This window comes from Streptomyces thermovulgaris (assembly GCF_002155915.1).
GTDB classification, from domain to species: domain Bacteria; phylum Actinomycetota; class Actinomycetes; order Streptomycetales; family Streptomycetaceae; genus Streptomyces; species Streptomyces thermovulgaris.
On sequence record NZ_MUME01000183.1, the window covers coordinates 1 to 21,543 of the forward strand.

Consider the following 21,543-nt stretch of genomic DNA (forward strand, 5'->3'; position numbering starts at 1 on the left):
AAACGGCCGGTCAGCGGCGGCACTGGTCGTGGCGTCGGCGATCGTCGTGGGCCGGGTGCTCAGGCGCCGCCGCTGACCGGCCGTTTCGCGCGGCCCGCCGTCCGTGCCCCGCCGCCCGGCGGAACCCCTTTTCTTGATCCGCACAGTAGCCTCGTCGCGTGAGCAACGAAGACATCACGCTGACCGCGGGCGACGCGGAAGTGACCGTGCGGCCGGGCAACGGAGGGCGGATCGCGGGGCTCCGCATCGGGGGACTGGAACTGCTCCGCCAAGGAGAGCGCTTCGGTTGCTTCCCGATGGTTCCCTGGTGCGGCCGTCTGCGCGACGGCCGGTTCCGGGACGGTGCCACCGTCCGCCGGATGCCGCTCAACTCCCCGCCGCACGCCATCCACGGCCTCGCCCGTGACGGCGTCTGGCACACGGCCCGTGTCTCGGCGGACGAGGCGGTGATCACCTACGACCTGGGCGACCCCTGGCCCCACCCCGGCCGTGTCAGCCAGGTGATCTCCCTGACCGAGGACAGCCTGACGCTGAGGATGTCCCTGGAGACGTACGGGTCCTCCTTCCCGGCCCAGATCGGCTGGCACCCGTGGTTCAACCGCAGGCTCGAAGGAAAGGACGGGGAGGAGGGCGAGGACGTACGGCTCGACTTCCGGCCCGCCTGGCAGGAGGAGCGCGGGGAGGACCACCTGCCCACCGGCCGCCGCATCGATCCCCGGCCCGGTCCCTGGGACGACTGCTTCGGCATGCCCGACGGCGTCGACGCCACCCTCACCTGGCCGGGGCGGCTGGAGCTGAAGGTGACCAGCCCCCTGAAGTGGGTCGTCGTCTACGACGAGCAGCAGGCCGCCGTGTGCGTGGAGCCGCAGAGCGGACCCCCCGACGGACTGAACACCCACCCCCGTCTGGTCACCCCCCTGGAGCCGCTGGAGGCCACGACCACCTGGACCTGGCGCCGCGTGTGACCGCGCTTAAGCTGACTGGCATGAGCGACGTTCGCGGCGAGCTGCTGCAGCAGATCAAGGACAAGGCCGTGGTGCACGGCAAGGTGACGCTGTCGTCCGGTCTGGAGGCCGACTACTACGTCGACCTGCGGCGCATCACCCTCGACGGCGAGGCGGCCCCGCTGGTCGGCCAGGTGCTCCTGGACCTGACCGCCGACCTCGACTACGACGCGGTCGGCGGTCTGACCATGGGCGCCGACCCGGTCGCCACGGCGATGCTGCACGCCGCCGCCGCGCGGGGGCGCAGGCTGGACGCCTTCGTGGTGCGCAAGGCCGCCAAGGCGCACGGCCTGCAGCGGCGGGTGGAGGGCCCGGAGATCAAGGGCCGCCGGGTGCTGATCGTCGAGGACACCTCCACGACCGGCGGTTCCCCGCTCACCGCCGTGGAGGCCGTGCGCGAGGCGGGCGCCGAGGTGGTGGCCGTGGCGACGATCGTCGACCGGGCGACCGGGGCGGCCGAGAAGATCCGGGAGAGCGCCGGGGTGCCGTATCTGTTCGCGTACTCCAAGGACGAACTGGGGCTGGACTGAGGGACGGGCCGGGGACGGACCGAGAGGGGGGCGGAGGACCGGCCGCGGTACCGGCCCACCCGGTTTGTTCACGGACCGGACAGGGTGCCCGACTCTTCCGGCAACGTCTGCGAAGATGGGGCCGACGATGACGTCACCTAGGTCAGGGCCGTAATACGCAGACGCACCCCGCAGAACAAGGAGCGAACCGATGCCCATCGCAACCCCCGAGATCTACAACGAGATGCTCGACCGGGCGAAAGCAGGCAAGTTCGCCTACCCGGCCATCAACGTGACCTCCTCCCAGACCCTGCACGCGGCTCTGCGCGGCTTCGCTGAGGCGGAGAGCGACGGCATCGTCCAGATCTCCACCGGCGGTGCGGAGTACCTGGGCGGCCAGTACAGCAAGGACATGGTCACCGGTGCCGTGGCCCTGGCCGAGTACGCGCACATCGTCGCGGAGAAGTACCCGGTCAACATCGCGCTGCACACCGACCACTGCCCGAAGGACAAGCTCGACGGGTACGTGCGTCCGCTGCTGGCGATCTCCGAGGAGCGCGTCAAGGCCGGCAAGAACCCGCTGTTCCAGTCCCACATGTGGGACGGCTCCGCCGAGACCCTGGCCGACAACCTGAAGATCGCTCAGGAGCTGCTGGCACGCACCTCCGCCGCCAAGATCATCCTCGAGGTGGAGATCACCCCGACGGGCGGTGAGGAGGACGGCATCTCCCACGAGATCAACGACGAGCTGTACACCACCGTCGAGGACGCGATCCGCACCGCCGAGGCCCTCGGCCTGGGCGAGAAGGGCCGCTACCTGCTGGCCGCGTCCTTCGGCAACGTCCACGGCGTGTACAAGCCGGGCAACGTCGTCCTGCGTCCGGAGCTGCTGAAGGAGCTCAACGAGGGTGTCGCGGCGAAGTTCGGCCGTCCGGCCGGCAGCAAGCCGTTCGACTTCGTCTTCCACGGCGGCTCCGGCTCCACGCTGGAGGAGATCCGCACCGCCGTGGAGAACGGCGTGGTGAAGATGAACATCGACACGGACACCCAGTACGCCTTCACGCGTCCGGTGGCCGACCACATGTTCAAGAACTACGACGGCGTCCTCAAGGTCGACGGCGAGGTCGGCTCCAAGAAGGCCTACGACCCGCGCACCTGGGGCAAGCTGGCCGAGGCGTCGATGGCCCGGCGCGTGGTGGAGGCCTGCGACCACCTGCGCTCGACGGGCACGAAGATCAAGTAACGCCGCTTCCCCCGCGTCGCTTCCCCACGACGGGCCCGGTGCTCCGGCACCGGGCCCGTCGTCCGTACGGCCCGGCCCGCCCCGGCCGGCCGTCCCCGGCTGCCGCCCCGCGGCCGGGTGACGGCGCCGCCGGAGGGCCGCCGGGCACGGGGCGGGAACCCGTCCGCCGCCGGTGCCGATACCGCAGACTGAAGGCATGAGCATGCACGAGAATCTCCTGGCCGGACCGCCTCCCACCCATCTCCCCGACGACCCCGGGCCCCGCGAGCTGCTCGCGAAGGGGACCCCGCCCGCCGAGGTCGCCGCGCGGTACCCGGCGTCGTCGCTGGCGTGGGCGCACCTGGCCGACGAGGCGTTCGAGCGGGGCGCGGCCGTCGAGTCGTACGCCTACGCCCGCACCGGCTACCACCGCGGTCTGGACGCGCTGCGCCGCAACGGCTGGAAGGGCCACGGCCCGATCCCCTGGGAGCACGAGCCGAACCGCGGCTTTCTGCGTGCCCTGCACGCCCTCGCGCGTGCCGCGCAGGCGATCGGCGAGCAGGACGAGTACGAGCGCTGCACGCAGTTCCTGAAGGACTCCTCCCGGACGGCGGCGCAGGAGCTGGGCTGAGCGGCGTACGGCGAACCGGCCCGTCCGATCGTTCGGACGGGCCTTGCGCTCCGGGCGTGTGATGCGCAGGATGCGGGTGGGGACCGGGGCCCCCGTGCCGGCATCGGCAGGGGCGGACCGCTACCCGGAGCACAACAGGAGACAGCGATGGCCCACCAGGCTCATCCGACCCCTCATCACCGCGGGGCCGTCCAGGCCCGTGAGCCCGAGACCCCGTATCTCGACTTCGAGGGCACGACGCCGTACGAGGACTACGTCAAGGCGGACGTGCTGACCCACCTCCAGCAGACCCGCTCGGACGACCCCGGCGAGATGGTCTTCCTGGTCACCACCCAGGTGATGGAGCTGTGGTTCACCGTCATCGTCCACGAGTGGCAGACCGCCTCCCGTGCCCTGCGCGCGGACGACGTACCGACGGCACTCGCCGCGCTGAAACGTTCCGCTTGGGAGCTGGAGGCGCTGAACGGCTCCTGGAAGCCGATAGGCCGGCTCACCCCGGCCCAGTTCAACCGCTATCGCGGCGCCCTCGGCGAGGGCTCCGGCTTCCAGTCGGCGATGTACCGTCGTCTGGAGTTCCTGCTCGGCGACAAGTCCGCGTCCATGCTCGTCCCGCACCGCGGCACCCCCCGGGTCCACGCGGAGCTGGAGAAGGCGCTGCACGAGCCGAGCCTGTACGACGAGGTGCTGCGGCTGCTCGCCCGGCGCGGCCATGCCGTCCCGGACGCCGTGCTGCACCGTGACGTCTCGCAGCGCTATGAGCCCTCACCGGAGGTCGAGGCCGTCTGGGCGTCGATCTACTCCGGTGACCCGGACGACGAACTCGCCCATCTGGGAGAGGTGTTGACGGACATCGCCGAACTGGTCTGGCGCTGGCGCAACGACCATCTGGTCGCCACCCGCCGGGCGATGGGCGCCAAGCCCGGCACGGGCGGCTCCGCCGGAGTGGCCTGGCTGGAGAAGCGGGCACGCAAGCACGTCTTCCCCGAGTTGTGGACAGCGAGGTCCCATGTCTGAGGCAAACGTCCCCGCGCCGGCTCTCTCCGAACCGGCCGCCAAAGCGCGGAAGCTGGACGCGGAGGACGGACTGGCCGCACTGCGCGGGCGGTTCGTCCTGGACGAGGACGAGGGCGTCTACCTGGACGGCAACTCGCTCGGCGCCCTCCCCGCGCACGTCCCGGACCGCATCGCCGACGTGGTGCGCCGTCAGTGGGGCGAACTGCGCATCCGTTCCTGGGAGGAGAGCGGCTGGTGGACCGCGCCCGAACGGGTCGGCGACCGGATCGCCCCCCTGGTCGGGGCGGCGCCGGGCCAGGTCGTGGTGGGCGACTCGACCAGCGTCAATGTGTTCAAGGCGCTGGTGGCGGCCGTACGGATGGCCCGGGAGGACGGCGGCGACGGCCGGGACGAGATCCTGGTCGATGCGACGACCTTCCCCACGGACGGCTACATCGCGGGCTCGGTGGCCCGGTTGACGGGCTGCGCCCTGCGCCCGGTGGCCCCGGCCGAGGTGCCCGGGGCCCTGTCCCCGCGCACCGCCGCGGTCCTGCTCAACCATGTCGACTACCGCACCGGCCGTCTGCACGACCTGCCGTCCCTCACCGCGGCCGTGCACGCGGCGGGCGCGTACGTCGTCTGGGACCTGTGCCACAGCGCGGGCGCCCTGCCGGTGGGGCTGGACGAGCACGGGGTCGGCCTGGCGGTCGGGTGCACCTACAAGTACCTGAACGGAGGGCCGGGTTCACCGGCGTTCCTGTACATCCGCCAGGACCTCCAGGACCGTTTCGACTCCCCGCTGCCCGGCTGGAACTCGCACGCCGACCCCTTCGGCATGAAGGACGTGTACGAACCGGCGGCCGGCGCGCTGCGGGGACGGGTGGGCACGCCCGGCATCCTCTCCCTGCTCGCCCTGGAGGCGGCGCTCGAGGTCTGGGACGGGGTGTCGATCGAGGCCGTGCGCGCCAAGTCCCTCGCGCTGACGGACTTCTTCCTGGAGTGCGTCGCCGCGTACGTCCCCGCCGGACGCGTGGAGTCCCTGACCCCGGTGGCCCACGAGGAGCGGGGCAGCCAGGTGGCCCTGCGCTGCCCGGACGCCGGGGAGGTGATGAAGCGGCTGATCGCACGCGGCGTGGTCGGCGACTTCCGCCGTCCCGACGTGCTGCGCTTCGGCTTCACCCCGCTGTACGTCCGCTTCGCGGACGTGGAGCGGGCGGCACGGGTGCTGGCGGAGACGCTGGGCTCGTGACCCGCGGTGGCTCGTGACGGGCGGACCGGTCCCGGTGCCGGCGGCACCCCTGCCGGCACCGGGACCGGCCGGCCATGGGCACGCGACGGCCCGGGGCCCGGTTGACGGGCTGCGCCCTTCGCCCGGGCGCCCGGCCGCCGTCCGCTCGTGATCAGCGCATCCGGCCGCGTACCCGCGCGTGGACGATGCGCGACGGGTCGAGCGGCACCAGCGCGCCTTGGCGGTTCCACAGGGCGGCGCGGCGGTCGACCTCGAAGCCCCGAACCTGGCCGGCGAGCTCACAGCGGTGGACGAAGGTGTCGAGACCGGCGCCGAGGACGACGTACCGGCGTATGCCGGAGCGGACGGCACGGCCGCGGGTCGTCAGGGGCCTCGCACTCTCCCGCGACCGCGGTGCGCAACCGCCCACCGCCCGATGATCACCCAGCGTCACCTCCCCATGTCCGCGCCCCCGACCGGCCTGATAACGTCCCCGCCGACGGCCTGTTTCTCTCCTGGTCCGCAACGCCGTTTCAGCGCTGAGAGGTTGGATCATGTCGGACGACGCCGCACGCGACGCCATGGCCCGTGATGCCGCAGAACAGGAGTCCCTCTTCTCGCACGCACCCGTCGACCCCGACGCCACGGCCGCCTACGGCGACCACCCCGACCAGGTGATCGACTTCTACGCACCGCGCGCCACGGCCGCGGTCCCCTCCCCGACCGGGTCCTCCCCGCTGGTGGTGGTGCTGCACGGCGGCGCCTGGCGGTCCCCGTACGACCGCCGCCACATCACCCCCTTCGCGGACTTCCTCGCCCGCCGCGGCTTCGCCGTGGCCAATGTCGAGTACCGGCGCGGCAGCGCGACGCCGCAGGCCGACGGCGAGGCCCCGGTCGCGGGCCGCTGGCCGGACACGCTCGACGACGTGGCCGCCGCCCTGGACGCCCTGCCCTCGCTCGTCCGGGAGGCGCTCCCGCGGGCCGACCTGCGGCGCATGGTGGTCACCGGCCACTCGGCGGGCGGCCATCTGGCCCTGTGGGCGGCGGCCCGGCACAGGCTCCCGGCGGACGCGCCCTGGCGCACGGACGAACCCGCACCGCTGCGCGGCGTGGTCGCCCTCGCCCCGATCGCCGACTTCACGGCCGCCGAGAAGCTGGACGTGTGCGACGGGGCGATACGCCAGTTCCTGGGCGGCGACGAGAACGCCGAGGAGCGCCGGCCCTGTGCCGACCCGGCCCTGCTGCTGCCGACCGGGATCGCGACGACCCTGGTGCAGGGACGCGACGACGTGGTCGTGCCGCAGGCGGTCGCGGAGTCCTATGCGGAGGCGGCGGCGAAGGCGGGCGAACCGGTGGGCCTGACCCTCCTGAAGGAGGTCGGACACTTCCCGCTGATCGACCCGAGGACGGACGCCTGCGCGGTGGTGGCGGAGGAGATCGCGCAGCTGGCGTGGTGAGCCGTCCCGGGATCCGGCCGCACCGGCACGGGAGGGGCCGGCCGTATGCCGGGGCCGGTCGTACCCGGAGCACGGAAGGGGCCGGGCGTGTCCGGGACACAGAAGACCGGCCGGACCGCGTCGTGGGAACCGTCACGGGGGCCGGTCGTACCGGAGTGCGGTGATCCGGCCCTCCCGGTAGTACCTGAGACGGAGTGCGGAAAACCCTTCTCACTGGGGACGACCGCGGCCCTTTTCTCCGCCTACCGTGCTCATCGTGACCGAGACGACCCAGAAACAGCGGACGGGACCGGGCGGCGCAGCCGACGCGGCCAAGCCGCGCAGTCCCGAGTACGAGCTGGCCGCGGACGCCCTGCACGGGCTGCGGCAGGACCTGTTCCACGAGATGTTCGCCTACCGGCCGCTGGGCCGGGCGGGCACCGGCGGCCCACTGATCCGGCGGCTGCCCGGCCGGATGCGGCAGTACGCGGTCTGGGCCCCGCACGCCGTGGTGGTGGGGCTCGGTCTGATCGCGATGAACGTGGCCTGGACGGGCAACAACGACGGCGTGGCGGGGCCGGTGGCCGGCCTGCTGGCCCTGATCCCGGTGGTGTTCACCCTGCTCCGCCCGGTCGGGGCCTTCTGGATGTCCCTGGTGGCGACCACGGTCTCGTCGCTCATGGGCGGTTACTGGAACGCCTGGCCGTGGCAGCCCGGCAGTTTCGTCTCCCATCTGACGGTGCTCACCGTCGTCGCGATACGCACCCGGCCGCGCACGGCGGCGTGGACATGGGTGCTCACCGCCGTCTACGGGGTCTTCGCCCAGTTCCTCTTCGGCTACCAGTCGACCGGCAATCTCGCCTCCATGCTGGTCCTCTCCGCGATGATCCTGCTCGTCGTCACCGTCTGGCACATCCGCCGGGACGCCAAGCAGGAGGTGACCGCCCAGCAGACGGAGACCGCGCACGAGCGTTCCCGCCGCACCCTGCTGGAGGAGCGCACCACGATCGCCCGCGAGCTGCACGACGTCGTGGCCCACCACATGTCCGTCGTCGCCATCCAGGCCGAGGCCGCCCCCTACCGGGTGGAGAACCCGCCGCCGGAGCTGGAGAAGGCCTTCGCCACGATCCGGGAGAACGCGGTGGCGGCCCTGACCGAGCTGCGGCGCGTCCTCGGGGTCGTCCGCGCCGAGGACTACGAGGCTCCGCAGGCCCCGCAGCCCACGCTCGCCGATCTCGACACCCTGCTGGAGAACGTGCGGGAGGCCGGTCTGAGCGTGGAGAAGACGGTGATGGGCGCGGTGCGCGAACTGCCGCAGGGAGTGGAGCTGTCGGCGTACCGGATCGTCCAGGAGGCCCTGAGCAACACCCTGCGGCACGCGCCCGGCGCGAGCGCCCGGGTGGAGATCGGCTACGTCCTCGGCGGGCTCGCCCTGCGCGTGGTCAACGGCCCGCCGCCCGCGCCGTCCCTGATCAAGCCCTCGCCGGGAGCCGGGCACGGCATCACCGGCATGAGGGAACGGGTGTCGATGCTGGACGGTGAGATGACAGCGGGTCCGACCGACGACGGAGGGTACGAGGTGGCGGTGTTCCTGCCGGTTCCCGCGGCGACGGAGCGCACGGGCGGCGACGGAGCCGTCGCATGACGGCCGGCACGATCCGCGTACTGATCGCGGACGACCAGATGATGGTGCGCGAGGGCTTCTCGGTCCTGCTGAACGCGATGCCCGACATCGAGGTCGTCGGCGAGGCCGTCAACGGGCGCGAGGCGGTGGAGCGGGCCCGCGAACTGGCCCCGGACGTGGTGCTGATGGACATCCGCATGCCGGAGATGAACGGCATCGAGGCGACCCGGGAGATCGTCGCCGCGGACAGCACGGCGAAGGTGCTGGTGCTGACCACGTTCGACCTGGACGAGTACGTGTACCAGGCGCTGCGGGCGGGTGCCTCCGGCTTTCTGCTCAAGGACGCCTCGGCGCGGCAGCTCGCCGAGGGGGTGCGGGTGGTCGCGGCCGGCGACGCGCTGCTCGCGCCCTCGGTCACCCGGCGGCTGATCACGGAGTTCTCGAGGCTGGCCGAGCCCCCGCGGCCGACGGCCGCCGCGCAGACGGCGTACGGGGAGCTGACCGAGCGGGAGACGGAGGTGCTGGTGCTGATCGCCCAGGGGCTGTCGAACGCGGAGATCGCCGAGCGGCTGGTGGTCGCCGAGTCGACCATCAAGACCCATGTGAGCCGGATCCTGGTGAAGCTGGGGCTGCGGGACCGGACCCAGGCGGCGGTGTTCGCGTACGAGACGCGGCTGGTCACACCGGGGTGAGCCCCGCCGCCGGACGGGCGGACCGGATTCCCCCCGGCCGGCCGGATTCCCTCCGGCCCGGCCGGATTTTTCCCCCGGTCGGACCGGAGCCCCTTTGGCCGGACCGGAATCCCTCTGGCCGGACCGGAGCGGCCGGGCTAGCGTCCGGGCATGGCCGCCGACTCCGACCTCCCCTTCGACCCGTGGGACCCGGCGTTCGTCGCCGACCCGTACCCCGCCTACGCCGAGCTGCGCGCACGGGGCCGTGTGCACTACTTCGAGCCCAGCGACCAGTGGCTGGTCCCGCACCACGCGGACGTCTCCGCGCTGCTGCGGGACCGCAGGCTGGGCCGGACCTATCTGCACCGGTTCACCCACGAGGAGTTCGGCCGCACGCCGCCCCCGCCGGAGCACGAGCCGTTCCACGTCCTCAACGACCACGGGCTGCTCGAACTGGAGCCGCCGGACCACACCCGGATCCGGCGGCTGGTGTCCAAGGCGTTCACCCCGCGCACGGTGGAGCGGATGAGGCCGTATGTGCACCGGCTGGCGAACGACCTGGTCGCCTCGCTGGTCGAGGCGGGCGGCGGCGATCTGCTCACGGACGTCGCCGAGCCGCTGCCGGTCGCCGTGATCGCCGAGATGCTGGGCATCCCCGAGGCGGACCGGGGCCTGCTGCGGCCCTGGTCGGCGGACATCTGCGGGATGTACGAGCTGAACCCGTCCAAGGAGGCGGCGGCGAAGGCGGTGCGGGCGTCGGTCGAGTTCTCCGCCTGTCTGCGGGAGCTGATCGCACAGCGCCGCAAGGACCCGGGCGACGACCTGATCTCGGGACTGATCGCGGCGCACGACCAGGACGACCGGCTGACGGAACAGGAGATGATCTCCACGGCCGTGCTGCTGCTGAACGCCGGTCACGAGGCCACGGTGAACGCCACGGTCAACGGCTGGTGGGCCCTGTTCCGCAACCCCGGCCAGCTGGACGCCCTGCGCGCGGACCACTCCCTGGTCCCGACCGCGATCGAGGAGCTGATGCGCTACGAGACCCCGCACCAGCTCTTCGAACGCTGGGTCCTGGACGAGATCGAGATCGGCGGCACGACGATCCCCAGGGGGGCGGAGGTCGCCCTGCTCTTCGGCTCGGCCAACCGTGACCCGGCGGTCTTCACCGACCCCGAGCGCCTGGACCTCGCCCGCCGGGACAACCCCCACATCTCCTTCGGCGCGGGCATCCACTACTGCATCGGCGCGCCCCTGGCCCGCATCGAACTGGAGGCCTCCATGAGGGCCCTGCTGGAGCAGGCCCCCACGCTGGACCTGGCCGAGGAGCCGCGGCGGAAGCCGACCTTCGTGATGCCGGGGCTGGAGGGGCTGAGCGTGGTGGTGCGCTGAGGCCGGGGTCGGTTCATCCCTTCGGATGATCTCCGTACGAGTGCGTCCGGGCATGATCGCAGGCTCGGCGAGCCGGTGCCGGCCTGCCGAAGGAAGCACCGTGACGGTCAAGGCGCAGCACACGCCTCAGATGCCCGTGGAGGAGTTCGAGGAGCTCGCCGCACACGTGGCCGAAAGGTTCGACGCCGTCAGGTTGGAATTCATCAACGGACGGGCCGGGATCCAAGGGCATGACGGACGGCCTCGCCACCGAGGAGCTCAAGCAGTACGCCGGCTGAGCCCGCAGTACGCCGGCTGAACCCGCAGCATGCCGGCGGGGCTCACCGGGCTCAGCCGCCGATGTCCCGTCTGCGCAGCCCCGCCAGCCCCCCGGCCACCAGGAGCGCCGCGAGCGCCAGCAGGACGCCCACCGGCCCCCACTCCATCCGTCCGCCCGGCAGCCTGGGCAGGTGCCCGAAGGGGGAGAGGTCCAGCACGAGCTGCGGGACGTCCAGCACGGGACCGACCCAGCCGATCAGCAGCACCGTCACGGCCACCCCCCACGCGGCCACGGCACCCCGCGGCAGGACGCCGTGGAGCAGGACGGCGATGCCGCCGATCACCCACACCCCGGCCACCTGCACCAGGCACGCGCCGAGCACCGGTCCGAGCCGCCCGCCGTGGCCGGCCGCGAGGCCCAGCCCGGCCATGAGCATGATCAGGACCGAGCCGCCGAAGGCGATCAGCAGATGCCCGGCGGCCCAGCGCAGCCGGCCCACCGCGCCCGCCAGCACCGGTTCGGCGCGGCCGGAGCTCTCCTCGCCGCTCAGGCGCAGCACGGAGGAGACGGCGAAGAGCGCGGCGACCAGCCCGATCATTCCGACGACCGCGGCGAGGAAGGAGTCCGTCAGGTCGGCCTGACCGCCCATCCGCCGGAAGATCTCCCGTGCCTCGTCGTGGTCGCCGACCAGCCGGATCGCGCCGTCCGCCATTCCGCCGTAGACGGCCCCCGCGACGAAGAAGCCGGCGCTCCAGCCGAGCACGCTTCCCCGTTGCAGCCGCCAGGCCAGCGCGCCCGCCGTTCCGACACGGCCCCGGGCGGGGCCCGGCCGGGTCGGCAGAAAGCTCATGCCGAGGTCCCGGCGCCCGGCCAGCGCGTAGGCGATTCCCGCCTGGAGGGCCGTCGCCGCGGCGAACAGCAGCAGCACCCACCAGCGTTCGGAGGCGAAGGCCCGCAGCTGCGCCAGCCAGCCCAGCGGGGACAGCCAGGTCAGCACGGAGGACTCTCCCCCGGCCGGCTCTCCTCCCGCGCCGGGCGAGGGGGAGGCGTCCCCCGCCGTCGCAAAGTCGCCGGCCGCCCGCAGGACGAAGGCCATGCCCAGGACGGCTGAGGTCAGGCCGCGGGCCAGCCGGGCGCTCTGGGTGAGCTGGGCGACGATCGCCGCCGTGGTGGCGAAGACCATGCCCGTGCCCGCCACCCCGAGCCCGAGGGCGAGGGCACCCGCGGCGCCCTGTCCGGCGAGACCGGCCGTGATCAGCAGGGCCAGGGCCGTGTTCGCGACCGCCGCCGCGAGCAGCGCCGCCGTCAGCGGGGCCCGGCGGCCCACCCTGCCGGAGGACACCAGTTCCTGCCGTCCGCTCTCCTCCTCGTCCCGGGTGTGCCGCAGGACGACGAGCAGACTCATGACGGCGGCGAGGATGCCCGCGTACCCCCCGATCCGCCAGGCCGTCAGCGCGCCCACCGAGTCGCCGAACACCGGGCCGATCATGGCGCGCAGGGAGGCGTTGGTCTCCATCTGGAGCATCAGCTCGGCGCGCTCGGCCGGGGTGCCGTACAGGCCCCGGATCGCGCTCGGCATGGACAGCACCATCAGTGCGTTGGCCGCGACCCAGAGCGGGATCGTCACACGGTCGCGGCGCAGGGCGAACCGCAGCAGGATCCCGGTGCCGGCGAGAGGACGGGAGCGATCGCCCGGCACGGCGGGGGCGGGCGGGGCCGCGGCGGTCATCGCGCCACCTCCACGGCTTCCGGGCCCGGGCCGGTGCCGGTCCGGCCGGCTGTGTCGGCCTTCCCGGTCCCTTCCTGGTAGTGCCGCAGGAACAGCTCCTCCAGCGTCGGCGGGGTGGAGGTCAGCGACCGTACGCCTCTTTCGCTCAGCAGGCGCAGCACCTCGTTCAGCTGGTCGGTGTCCACCTGGAGGCGGACCCGGTGGTCCCGCACCTCGAGGTCGTGGACGCCGGGCAGAGAGGCGAGCCCGTCCGGGGGCCCGGCCAGTTCGGCGGTGATGCTGGTGCGGGTGAGATGGCGCAGGTCGGCCAGCGAACCGCTCTCCACGGTACGGCCCCTGCGGATGATGCTCACCCGGTCGCACAGCTCCTCGACCTCGCTGAGGATGTGGGAGGAGAGCAGCACGGTGCGGCCCCGGTCGCGCTCCTCGGCCACACAGCGCTGGAAGACCTCCTCCATCAGCGGGTCCAGGCCCGAGGTCGGCTCGTCCAGGATCAGCAGGTCGACGTCGGAGGCGAAGGCGGCGACCAGGGCGACCTTCTGCCGGTTGCCCTTGGAGTACGTCCGGCCCTTCTTCGTCGGGTCCAGCTCGAACCGCTCGATCAGCTCGTCCCGGCGCCGCGGGTCGAGCCCTCCGCGCAGCCTGCCGTACAGGTCGATGACCTCTCCCCCGGAGAGGTTGCGCCACAAGGTCACGTCCCCGGGGACATAGGCGATCCGGCGGTGCACCTCCACCGCGTCCGTCCAGGGATCGCGGCCCAGCACCCGTGCGACGCCCGAGTCGGCGCGGAGCAGACCGAGCAGGATCCGGATGGTGGTGGACTTGCCGGAGCCGTTCGGGCCGAGGAAGCCGTGGACCTCGCCGGCGGCGACCTCCAGGTCGAGACCGTCCAGGGCGTGGGTCCGTCCGAAGGACTTGTGCAGCCCGCGGACCGTGATTGCCTGCGTCATGCCGGCCAACGTACGCTTCTTTCAGAAATTTGTGAAGTTAAGAAATCTGATGAACTCCGACTAGGCTGGACGGCATGGCGGAGTCGAAGGCGGTGGAGCGGGATCCCGAGGCGGTGTCGCGGTTCGTGGAGCACTTCGCGGCGCAGCTCGTCGAGGCGGGCATGCCGCGCATGCCGGCCCGGGTCTTCGCCGCGCTGCTCGCCTCCGACGCGGGCGCCCTGACCTCCGCCGAGCTGAGCGACCGGCTGAGGATCAGCCCCGCGGCCGTCTCCGGCGCGGTGCGCTACCTGTCCCAGGTGCACCTGGTGTCACGGGAGCGGGAACCCGGCTCCCGCCGGGAGCGCTACCGGGTGCACAGCGATCAGTGGTACGAGGCGCTCACCAACCGCCAGGCGATCGTCAAACGGTGGCAGGCCGCCCTGCGCCAGGGCGTGGCCGGCCTGGGCGAGGAGACCCCCGCGGGACGCAGGCTGGCCGAGACGCTGGTCTTCTTCGAGTTCATCGAGCAGGACGTGGCGGGGATCATGGAGCGGTGGCGCGAGTACCGGGAGAAGAACCTCGGCGGGACGGTGTGAGGCCCGGCGTCACCGCGCCGGAGCCGGCAGCACGAGCCGCCAGGCGTTCTCCCGCACCCGCCAGGTCCGGGTCCGCACCGGCCCCGACACCACCGCGTCCGCCCGGTAGCGGAAGTCCGCGCCCGAGACGGTCACCGTGCGCCCCCGCGCCAGCAGCGGCGAGGCCTCCGCACCGGGTCCCGACAGGGGCCGGATCTCCACCGCCGCCCTCCCGGAACCCTCGGGCGTGACCGTCACCGTCTCCACCGGCTGGTCCAGGTCCACGACCGTCGTCCCGTCCACCTCCACACGCAGCCGGGCGGGCCCCGACCCGTTCGCCGTCCGGGGCGGACGGGCCACCAGCGTCCGCACCAGGGACTGGCAGGTCCGCAGCCACGGATGTCCGGCCCCCGCCGGAACGGCCGTCACCCCCGCCGGGGCGCCGTGCGGGGAGGCCGGCGGGATGCGCAGCGTCCCCAGCACCACGCCGTCGCTGTCGTCGACGAGCAGATCCAGCCGCCGCTCGACGCCGTCCAGCACCGACCGTGCCGCCGCCACCACCCCCGTCGGCACACCGAGCGACTGGGCCAGGGACACGACGCCCCCGACCGGTACGACCGACAGCACGCATCCGGCCAGTTCCCGCTGCCGGTGCAGCACCGACACCGCCCGCAGCAGCGTCCGGTCGTCACCGATCACCACCGGCCGCCTGGCACCGCGCCGCATCAGCGCGCGGGCGAACTCCTCCGGCCCCTCCGGCAGACACAGTTTGAGGACGGCACCCCCGCTGAGCACGTCCTTCGCAATGCGTACGGATTCCCCGTCCGTCCGCCGGGCGACCGGGTCGATGACCACCAGCAGCTGATCGGACGTGGGGAGAGTCGCCACCTCGGTCCTGCCTCGCTTCCTCGGGTAGCATCTTTGTGCAAGAGCCCCTTTGCGCGATTGCGCCCGGGGGCTTCGTCTATTCCGGGGCATCCGGTCCGACGGGTCGTACGGCTCGGCCGCGGTCGCGGAAGTACGTGACTGTGAGCCCGCGTACGCCCCTGACCTTGGACATGCCCCGCCCGGAAGGGGTGTACGCGCGTGCCCGCACTTGTGCTGCTCGGTGCTCAGTGGGGTGACGAAGGCAAGGGAAAGGCCACCGACCTGCTCGGTGGCTCGGTGGACTATGTAGTGCGTTACCAGGGCGGCAACAACGCCGGCCACACCGTCGTCGTCGGTGACCAGAAGTATGCACTGCACCTCCTTCCTTCCGGAATCCTGTCACCCGGTTGTACGCCGGTCATCGGCAATGGCGTTGTGATCGACCCGTCGGTCCTGCTCTCCGAGCTGAGCGGTCTGAACGAGCGTGGTGTCGACACGTCCAAGCTGCTGATCAGTGGCAACGCACACATCATCACGCCGTACAACGTCACCCTCGACAAGGTGACGGAACGCTTCCTCGGCAAGCGCAAGATCGGCACCACGGGCCGGGGCATCGGCCCGACCTACGCGGACAAGATCAACCGTGTCGGCATCCGGGTGCAGGATCTGTACGACGAGTCGATCCTCACCCAGAAGGTGGAGGCGGCCCTCGACGTCAAGAACCAGATCCTCACCAAGCTCTACAACCGGCGCGCGATCGCCGTGAACCAGGTGATCGAGGAACTGCTGGGCTACGCCGAGCAGATCAAACCGTACGTCGCCGACACGGTCCTGATCCTCAACCAGGCGCTGGACGAGGACAAGGTGGTCCTCTTCGAGGGCGGACAGGGAACGCTGCTGGACATCGACCACGGCACGTATCCCTTCGTCACCTCCTCCAACCCGACCGCGGGCGGCGCCTGCACCGGCACCGGCGTCGGCCCCACCAGGATCAGCCGTGTCATCGGCATCCTGAAGGCCTACACCACCCGCGTCGGCGCCGGTCCCTTCCCGACCGAGCTGTTCGACGAGGACGGCGAGGCGCTGCGCCGCATCGGCGGCGAGCGGGGTGTGACGACCGGCCGTGACCGCCGCTGCGGCTGGTTCGACGCGGTGATCGCCCGCTACGCCACCCGCGTCAACGGCCTGACCGACTTCTTCCTCACCAAGCTCGACGTCCTGTCCGGCTGGGAACGGATCCCGGTCTGCGTCGCCTACGAGATCGACGGCCGGCGCGTGGAGGAACTCCCGTACTCGCAGAGCGACTTCCACCACGCCAAGCCGATCTACGAGTACCTGCCCGGCTGGCAGGAGGACATCACCAAGGCCAAGACCTTCTCCGACCTGCCGAAGAACGCGCAGAACTACGTCAAGGCCCTGGAGGAGATGTCCGGCGCCCCGATCTCCGCGATCGGCGTGGGCCCGGGCCGCGACGAGACGATCCAGATCAACCCGTTCCTGTAGGCGTCGCCCGTCGGGGATTTGACAGGACGGCCGGTGCGGTGAACCGTACCGGCCGTTCAGCATTGATCCGCCTGGTGGAAAGATGGTCGGCCGGGCAGCCTGGAGCCAAGGAGGGGACTTCGTGCCGGTCCGGAAGCCACCAACCGCTCGACAGCGGCGGCTCGGGATCGAGCTTCGCCGGATGCGTGAGCACGTCGGGCTCTCCCTCACCGAGGCCGCCGCGCTGCACCGCGTGGACAAGACGGCGATCAGCAACACCGAGTCCGCCCGGTTCGGTGTGAGCGCCGACCGGGTGCGGGTGTGGGCGGCCAACTACTCCTGCCCCGATCCCGCCTAAGTCGACGCGCTTGCGGAGATGGCCAAGGAGCGGTCCGGCTCCCACTGGTGGGACGAGTTCAGGGGCTCCATCGCCTCCTGCATGCTCGATCTGGCCGAACTGGAGCATCACGCCACCGCGCTTCGGCACGTACAGATCACGCATCTGCCCGGTCTGCTCCAGCACGAGGACTACGCCCGTGCCGTCTTCAGGGAGGCCGTACCGCCTCTGTCCCCCGAGGCACTGGACCTCCAGGTCGCCTTCCGCATGCGCCGCCAGAAGCTGCTGGACCGCGCGGACCCGCCTGCTTGCTCCTTCCTCCTCCATGAAGCCGCACTGCGGATGCTCTTCGGGGGACCGGCTGTCGTGCGAAGGCAGTTGGAGCACTTGCTGGAGCAGTCGGAGCGGGAGACGGTGACGCTCCGCGTGGTGCCCTTCTCGGCGGGAGGATTCCCGAGCGCGGGCAGCTCGACCATGTACGCCTGCGGTCCTGTGCGGCAGCTCGACACCGTGCAGATCGACGTGCCGAACGGAGTCACATTCCTGGACTCCGAGACGCATCTGACGAACTACCGCGCTGTACTGGACCGCGTGGAGCAGCGCTCCCTGGAGCCAGGCCCTTCCCGCGACTTCATCCACAAGGTGCTTCAGGAACTGTGAGAGCGTGAATCAGCATGGACATTCAGTGGCGCAAGTCGTCATATTCCGAACAGTCCGGCAACTGCCTGGAGTTGGCGACGGTCGGCGATCTGGTGCTTGTCAGGGAGAGTGACGAGCCCGATGTCGTCGTCAGGACCACTCGCGCCAAGCTCGCGGCCTTCCTCGCCGGGGCCAAGGCAGGGGAGTTCGACGATCTGCTCTAACGGCATCAATATTGATGCGGCAGCACTGTTGACGCTAGCCTGACTCCGTGCGGTAGTCAGGCGATTACCGCATGCGCAAAGTGCCCCGGTGGTGCGCCATCACCCCGGGGCCGGCCAACGCTGTCAAGGAGCGTCAGCATGCCCAAGCCTATGCGGCCTGCCCTGGAACGAACACGTGCCCTGATTCTGTCCCTTCTGTCCCTTCTCCTTCCGGCCACCGGCCGACGCCGCAGGCCGAGGAGGCCGGGACACGCACCCGCATCCCCGCGCACCCTGTCCGGACTGCGCCTGCTGATCCGCCACACCGCCGTACCCGGACTGTGCGCCGCCCTTCCGAGGCCCCGCACCCGAACCAGGCCCGAAACCTCCGCGCCCCTCCAGGACACCGGTCCCCTTGTACGCCCCTACCTGCTCGCCCATGAACGCCTGCAACGGCAGGAGGAACGCCGCGCCGCACTCGTCCTGGCGCTCGAAGGGATCGACGTGGGTCCCTGGGTGATCCACGGCCACCGGATCGGCACTCCCGTGGGGGTGGCGGCCTGATGAGCAGCACGACACCGAACGCCCGGATCCAGGTGAGCCGTGTCCCCAGCAAACCGGTCCGCCGGCGGGACGACGGAACCATCGCCATCGACCTGTGGCTGCGCCGCGACGGAGTCTTCGACGCGGACGTGGCACTGCACCTCACGCCCGCCGAGGCCGAACTGCTCCACGCCCAGCTGTGCTACGCGCTCGCCGACGAGCCCGTGACCACCCCCGCGCACCACACCCCGGACTGCCGCAAGCCCTCGATCGGCAGCCCCGGAGCCCACTGGCCGTAGGCACGGCTTCCGCACGGGTGGGCGGCACGAGCGGGAACGCACCGCTCATGCCGCCCACCCGGACCGCTCATGTGCTTGCACCGCCCGCTCTGCCACCGGGTCACGCCCTGCGTGGACTGAGAACACGCAGTTTTCCTCCCTTGTCGCGAATCCACTGTTCCAGTGCGTCACCGGACAGCTCGCGGGATGCTTGCCCTTCGATGACGACAGCCGGACCGAACACTGTTCCGCTCGCGCCTTCCATCCTGGTCTCCTCGTCCAGCAGCACCTCGAACGAGTTTTCCTCGAAAACGGCGTCTCGCAGATCGGCGTTGCGGAAGTTTGTGTTGATGAGGAAGGTGTCCACAAATTTGGTTCCGCGGCAGCTCGCCCCGGAGGCGTCGACGTCACACAACGACGCCTTCACGAGCTCGGCTCCGTCCAGCACCGCATTGACCAGTACTGCGTTGTCCATGGTGACGCGTACCAGAGAGCAGCGCGTGAGATCGGCTCCGGTGAAATCGGCGCCCTGCGTGTCGGAGCGGTAGAGATCCGCGTCGACAAGCTTTGTGTTCACCAGCTTCGCGTCGGTGAGCCATGACTCCGAGAAGTTGCCATGGGAGAGGTCGGCGCCACTCAGGTCGATCCCGGCCGCGTCGAGGCCACCCTCTTCCTCAAGCCATTCCCGAAGTCGCTGCGCAGCAGCCTCATCTGGTGGAAGTCTGGAGGGAAGCCAGCCGTTACGGGTACCAGATGGCATCATCTGTCCGGCCGTTCTTTTCAAGGGTTGATTCGATGTCGTCGATCGCTGCTGGCGTGCGATACCAGGCTCAGATTGAGCTCTGCGGCGGCCAGCATTCGGGTGATATCGATGATAGGAGGGCTGGAAAACTCCATCCTCACGATGTCGACAGAACCGATTCGGTGAGCTTGTCCGTCGGACCCGGCCGCCTCGATGATGCAGCGGTGCCAACAGGACCTTCCGGGGCGTCTTCGAGTACCCAGCGCGCGTCGGACTTCTGAATGAGAAAATCGGCAAGGAAAGACACTGGATCGAGGTGAAGTGTGATCCGGTCGGACTTCTCAAATTCGCTCAAGGGAACGCGGGACGCGTAGTCGTCCAGGGCTGGGATCACGGTCATCGGGTCGCGGGCGTAAACCTCTGGAGAAATGCCGAGCATGCCCGAAGCCGCTCTTGGTCGAAACTTTTCGGACGGCTGCCGACCGTCTTGGTTCAATTCTATATTCTGGCGCGGATTTCTTGCGCGATTTCCATGAGTCTTGGGATGTCTTCGTCGGGCACCGAGTGGCCGAGCTTCCTCACTCGGTCAACGAACTCGGCGGGCAGGATGACGTGATGCTTCCGCACGTAGAACCAGAGGTCACCCCTCCAAACCCACTCACCGTCAGAATAGATGGAGTCTCCCCCGAGGATTGCCTCGCCGGAGCCGAGGGCGTCATCGGATGAACCCATGATATTGAAGAGGTCGTGGCCGTTCTGGAGATACCGGATTATTTCCTTTTCGTCTTCGTAGGGGAAATCTCCGAGAAAATCCCGCAAGCTCCCCCTGGGGGTGCCAAAGGTGGGAGGCCATAGCTCCTCGAAATGGTCTAAGATTTTCACTATATACTCATTTCGTCAGTCGACCAGGAGTGTCCCAGTCGTACCCGATCACCGTGGACCTTGTGTTCTGTGGTGTGCTCGGGGATGGAGGCGGGTGCTGTTTCCTGCGCTCTGTTGCCGAGTGATGCCTTGCGGAGCGATGACATGCAGGTTCCCGCCCCTGCTGCGGGCCCATTCCTCCAGCGCTGCTCCGGACAGTTCACGGAACGTTTGTCCTTCGGTGACGACTGCCGGATCGAACACTGTTCCGTTTGCGCCTTCCAGTTTTGTTTCTTTGTCCAGCGTCACCTTGAATGAGTTTTTTGAAAATTGCGCCGGACGGATCGGCGCCGCAGAAGTTGACATGAATCAGCGTAGATCCCATGAACTCGGTGCCGCGGCAGCTCGCTCCCGAAGCGTCGACCCCGTACAGCGACGCTTTGACCAGATCCGCCCCGTCCAGTACGGCGTTCCTCAAAACGGATTCATCGAGATCTACCCGAACCAGGCAAGCCTCTGTCAGGTCGGCTCCGGTGAAGTCAGCCCGAAGGGCGATGGAGCGGTACAAGCCCGCCTGTGCGAGCCTCGTGCCGGTCAGTTTTGCGTTGATGAACAAAGATTCAGAGAAGTCCGCACCGGAAAGGTCGGCTCCGCTGAGATCGAGATCCATGGCATCGAGCCCGCCGTCATCCTCCAGCCACTCTCGCAAGCGTTGGGCGGCAGTCTCGTCCTGTGGGAAGCGGGAGGTGTCCAGCTTTTGCGGGTGTTAGGCGACATGCCTTCCCGGCCGTCCTTTCGTGCTACCGCATCGATGTCTTCGCTCAACGACTGGTTCGACTCCTTGACGCCTGGGACGGTGGCCCAGTTTTTCTGCCGACCTGGTCCCTGTCGATGCCCTGATGTGAAGGTGCTGTCGACGGTGGGCTCAGAGCATGTCGGTCAGGTAGGGGCCGGCGAGTCCGTACCCTTCCGCCTTGCCGAAATACGTTGCATCCCCTGGAACGGCGGGTGCGCCGAGCAGCTCCTCGAGATCCCGGAGTGCCGCACTCAACCGTGGAGCGTTCCGTCTTTGCACCTCCGGATGCGGGTCCCATAGAAGTCGCAGTAGCCCCAGATGTCATGGAAAACAGTTGCTTCGGCAGTCAGGTGCAGTTGGTCGGGGCAGAATATTCCATTGCTTGATGCGCGGCATGGATCATGCCCTTTTGCCTGCATTGATCGAGCAGCGATCGGTAGCCGGGTACATCGTCCTTGAGCCGGCTTCTTTACGCGATCGAGCGCCGCGTCATCCGTGACTGCCTGAGCAGCGACCTCGGCCCTGTAGACCTGGCTCGCCTCAACGGCCTTCCGATCGACGCCATCGCCGCCACCCTGCCCCCGGCACAGCCC

At 70.2% G+C, this 21,543-nt stretch carries 24 protein-coding genes and 1 pseudogene; 16 read left to right on the forward strand and 9 right to left on the reverse strand.

Features of this window, described 5'->3' with window-relative positions; genetic code table 11:
• Positions 1 to 158: 158 nt before the first annotated feature.
• From CCN35_RS16000 to kynU, 6 genes are all read left to right on the forward strand, one after another.
• Positions 159 to 965, forward strand: a complete 807-nt coding sequence (locus CCN35_RS16000; protein WP_067397205.1) for an aldose epimerase family protein — start codon at positions 159 to 161, stop codon at positions 963 to 965.
• 20 nt (positions 966 to 985) lie between these two features.
• Positions 986 to 1,534 carry an orotate phosphoribosyltransferase gene (gene pyrE / locus CCN35_RS16005; RefSeq protein ID WP_067397204.1) on the forward strand — a complete coding sequence of 183 codons (549 nt, stop codon included), beginning with the start codon at positions 986 to 988 and terminating at the stop codon, positions 1,532 to 1,534.
• Between the two features lie 190 nt (positions 1,535 to 1,724).
• Positions 1,725 to 2,756, forward strand: coding sequence for a class II fructose-bisphosphate aldolase (gene fbaA, locus CCN35_RS16010; protein WP_067397203.1), 1,032 nt, complete (start codon positions 1,725 to 1,727; stop codon positions 2,754 to 2,756).
• Positions 2,757 to 2,952: 196 nt separating this feature from the next.
• Positions 2,953 to 3,366 (forward strand): DUF3151 domain-containing protein, encoded by a 414-nt coding sequence (locus CCN35_RS16015; RefSeq protein WP_067397202.1) that lies wholly within the window; start codon positions 2,953 to 2,955, stop codon positions 3,364 to 3,366.
• 147 nt (positions 3,367 to 3,513) lie between these two features.
• Positions 3,514 to 4,380 carry a tryptophan 2,3-dioxygenase family protein gene (locus tag CCN35_RS16020; protein ID WP_067397201.1) on the forward strand — a complete coding sequence of 289 codons (867 nt, stop codon included), beginning with the start codon at positions 3,514 to 3,516 and terminating at the stop codon, positions 4,378 to 4,380.
• Positions 4,373 to 5,608, forward strand: coding sequence for a kynureninase (gene kynU, locus CCN35_RS16025; RefSeq protein ID WP_067397200.1), 1,236 nt, complete (start codon positions 4,373 to 4,375; stop codon positions 5,606 to 5,608). The genes CCN35_RS16020 and kynU overlap by 8 nt, the downstream gene beginning before the upstream one ends.
• Before the next feature lie 151 nt (positions 5,609 to 5,759).
• Here kynU and CCN35_RS16030 read toward each other — a convergent pair whose 3' ends face one another.
• Positions 5,760 to 6,017 (reverse strand): class I SAM-dependent methyltransferase, encoded by a 258-nt coding sequence (locus CCN35_RS16030; protein ID WP_245863198.1) that lies wholly within the window; start codon positions 6,015 to 6,017, stop codon positions 5,760 to 5,762.
• A 124-nt stretch (positions 6,018 to 6,141) separates the two neighbouring features.
• Here CCN35_RS16030 and CCN35_RS16035 point away from each other — a divergent pair, with 124 nt between their 5' ends.
• From CCN35_RS16035 to CCN35_RS16050, 4 genes are all read left to right on the forward strand, one after another.
• Positions 6,142 to 7,044, forward strand: a complete 903-nt coding sequence (locus CCN35_RS16035; protein ID WP_067397198.1) for an alpha/beta hydrolase — start codon at positions 6,142 to 6,144, stop codon at positions 7,042 to 7,044.
• Positions 7,045 to 7,300: 256 nt separating this feature from the next.
• Entirely contained in the window at positions 7,301 to 8,668 is a 1,368-nt protein-coding gene (locus CCN35_RS16040) for a sensor histidine kinase (protein ID WP_067397231.1), read from the forward strand.
• Positions 8,665 to 9,339, forward strand: a complete 675-nt coding sequence (locus tag CCN35_RS16045; protein WP_067397197.1) for a response regulator — start codon at positions 8,665 to 8,667, stop codon at positions 9,337 to 9,339. Before CCN35_RS16040 ends, CCN35_RS16045 begins: the two co-directional genes overlap by 4 nt.
• A gap of 150 nt (positions 9,340 to 9,489) precedes the next feature.
• On the forward strand, positions 9,490 to 10,710 hold the full coding sequence (locus CCN35_RS16050) for a cytochrome P450 (protein WP_067397196.1): 1,221 nt from the start codon (positions 9,490 to 9,492) through the stop codon (positions 10,708 to 10,710).
• A 329-nt stretch (positions 10,711 to 11,039) separates the two neighbouring features.
• Here CCN35_RS16050 and CCN35_RS16060 read toward each other — a convergent pair whose 3' ends face one another.
• Together CCN35_RS16060 and CCN35_RS16065 are read right to left on the reverse strand one after the other, a co-directional pair.
• Positions 11,040 to 12,698: an ABC transporter permease gene (locus CCN35_RS16060; protein ID WP_086793241.1), complete on the reverse strand. Its 1,659-nt coding sequence runs from the start codon at positions 12,696 to 12,698 to the stop codon at positions 11,040 to 11,042.
• Positions 12,695 to 13,648, reverse strand: coding sequence for an ABC transporter ATP-binding protein (locus CCN35_RS16065; RefSeq protein WP_086793250.1), 954 nt, complete (start codon positions 13,646 to 13,648; stop codon positions 12,695 to 12,697). Before CCN35_RS16065 ends, CCN35_RS16060 begins: the two co-directional genes overlap by 4 nt.
• 74 nt (positions 13,649 to 13,722) lie before the next feature.
• Between CCN35_RS16065 and CCN35_RS16070 the strand changes: the two genes are divergently transcribed.
• Entirely contained in the window at positions 13,723 to 14,223 is a 501-nt protein-coding gene (locus CCN35_RS16070; protein WP_067397193.1) for a GbsR/MarR family transcriptional regulator, read from the forward strand.
• Between the two features lie 9 nt (positions 14,224 to 14,232).
• Here CCN35_RS16070 and CCN35_RS16075 read toward each other — a convergent pair whose 3' ends face one another.
• Complete coding sequence (locus CCN35_RS16075; protein WP_067397192.1) at positions 14,233 to 15,090, reverse strand: diacylglycerol kinase family protein; 858 nt, start codon at positions 15,088 to 15,090, stop codon at positions 14,233 to 14,235.
• A 198-nt stretch (positions 15,091 to 15,288) separates the two neighbouring features.
• Between CCN35_RS16075 and CCN35_RS16080 the strand changes: the two genes are divergently transcribed.
• The 5 genes and pseudogenes from CCN35_RS16080 to CCN35_RS16100 all read left to right on the forward strand — a co-directional run bounded on the left by CCN35_RS16080 (position 15,289) and on the right by CCN35_RS16100 (position 18,572).
• The gene (locus CCN35_RS16080) at positions 15,289 to 16,572 is read left to right on the forward strand and encodes an adenylosuccinate synthase (RefSeq protein ID WP_067397191.1); all 1,284 of its coding nucleotides are present in this window, start codon (positions 15,289 to 15,291) and stop codon (positions 16,570 to 16,572) included.
• A gap of 121 nt (positions 16,573 to 16,693) precedes the next feature.
• Positions 16,694 to 17,548: pseudogene (locus CCN35_RS16085) on the forward strand (helix-turn-helix domain-containing protein).
• A gap of 14 nt (positions 17,549 to 17,562) precedes the next feature.
• Positions 17,563 to 17,751 (forward strand): DUF397 domain-containing protein, encoded by a 189-nt coding sequence (locus tag CCN35_RS16090; protein WP_067397189.1) that lies wholly within the window; start codon positions 17,563 to 17,565, stop codon positions 17,749 to 17,751.
• A gap of 138 nt (positions 17,752 to 17,889) precedes the next feature.
• Positions 17,890 to 18,294: a hypothetical protein gene (locus CCN35_RS16095; RefSeq protein WP_245863199.1), complete on the forward strand. Its 405-nt coding sequence runs from the start codon at positions 17,890 to 17,892 to the stop codon at positions 18,292 to 18,294.
• Complete coding sequence (locus CCN35_RS16100; protein WP_067397187.1) at positions 18,294 to 18,572, forward strand: hypothetical protein; 279 nt, start codon at positions 18,294 to 18,296, stop codon at positions 18,570 to 18,572. Before CCN35_RS16095 ends, CCN35_RS16100 begins: the two co-directional genes overlap by 1 nt.
• Positions 18,573 to 18,672: 100 nt before the next feature.
• Here the strand turns inward: CCN35_RS16100 and CCN35_RS16105 are convergent, their stop codons facing one another.
• From CCN35_RS16105 to CCN35_RS29975, 5 genes are all read right to left on the reverse strand, one after another.
• Positions 18,673 to 19,335: a pentapeptide repeat-containing protein gene (locus CCN35_RS16105; protein WP_143631565.1), complete on the reverse strand. Its 663-nt coding sequence runs from the start codon at positions 19,333 to 19,335 to the stop codon at positions 18,673 to 18,675.
• A 115-nt stretch (positions 19,336 to 19,450) separates the two neighbouring features.
• Positions 19,451 to 19,732, reverse strand: coding sequence for a hypothetical protein (locus CCN35_RS28070; protein WP_143631568.1), 282 nt, complete (start codon positions 19,730 to 19,732; stop codon positions 19,451 to 19,453).
• Between the two features lie 59 nt (positions 19,733 to 19,791).
• Complete coding sequence (locus CCN35_RS16110) at positions 19,792 to 20,175, reverse strand: hypothetical protein (RefSeq protein WP_067397186.1); 384 nt, start codon at positions 20,173 to 20,175, stop codon at positions 19,792 to 19,794.
• 199 nt (positions 20,176 to 20,374) lie between these two features.
• The gene (locus tag CCN35_RS16115) at positions 20,375 to 20,824 is read right to left on the reverse strand and encodes a pentapeptide repeat-containing protein (RefSeq protein ID WP_143631571.1); all 450 of its coding nucleotides are present in this window, start codon (positions 20,822 to 20,824) and stop codon (positions 20,375 to 20,377) included.
• A gap of 255 nt (positions 20,825 to 21,079) precedes the next feature.
• Positions 21,080 to 21,205: a hypothetical protein gene (locus tag CCN35_RS29975; RefSeq protein ID WP_281254803.1), complete on the reverse strand. Its 126-nt coding sequence runs from the start codon at positions 21,203 to 21,205 to the stop codon at positions 21,080 to 21,082.
• Positions 21,206 to 21,543: the final 338 nt, after the last annotated feature.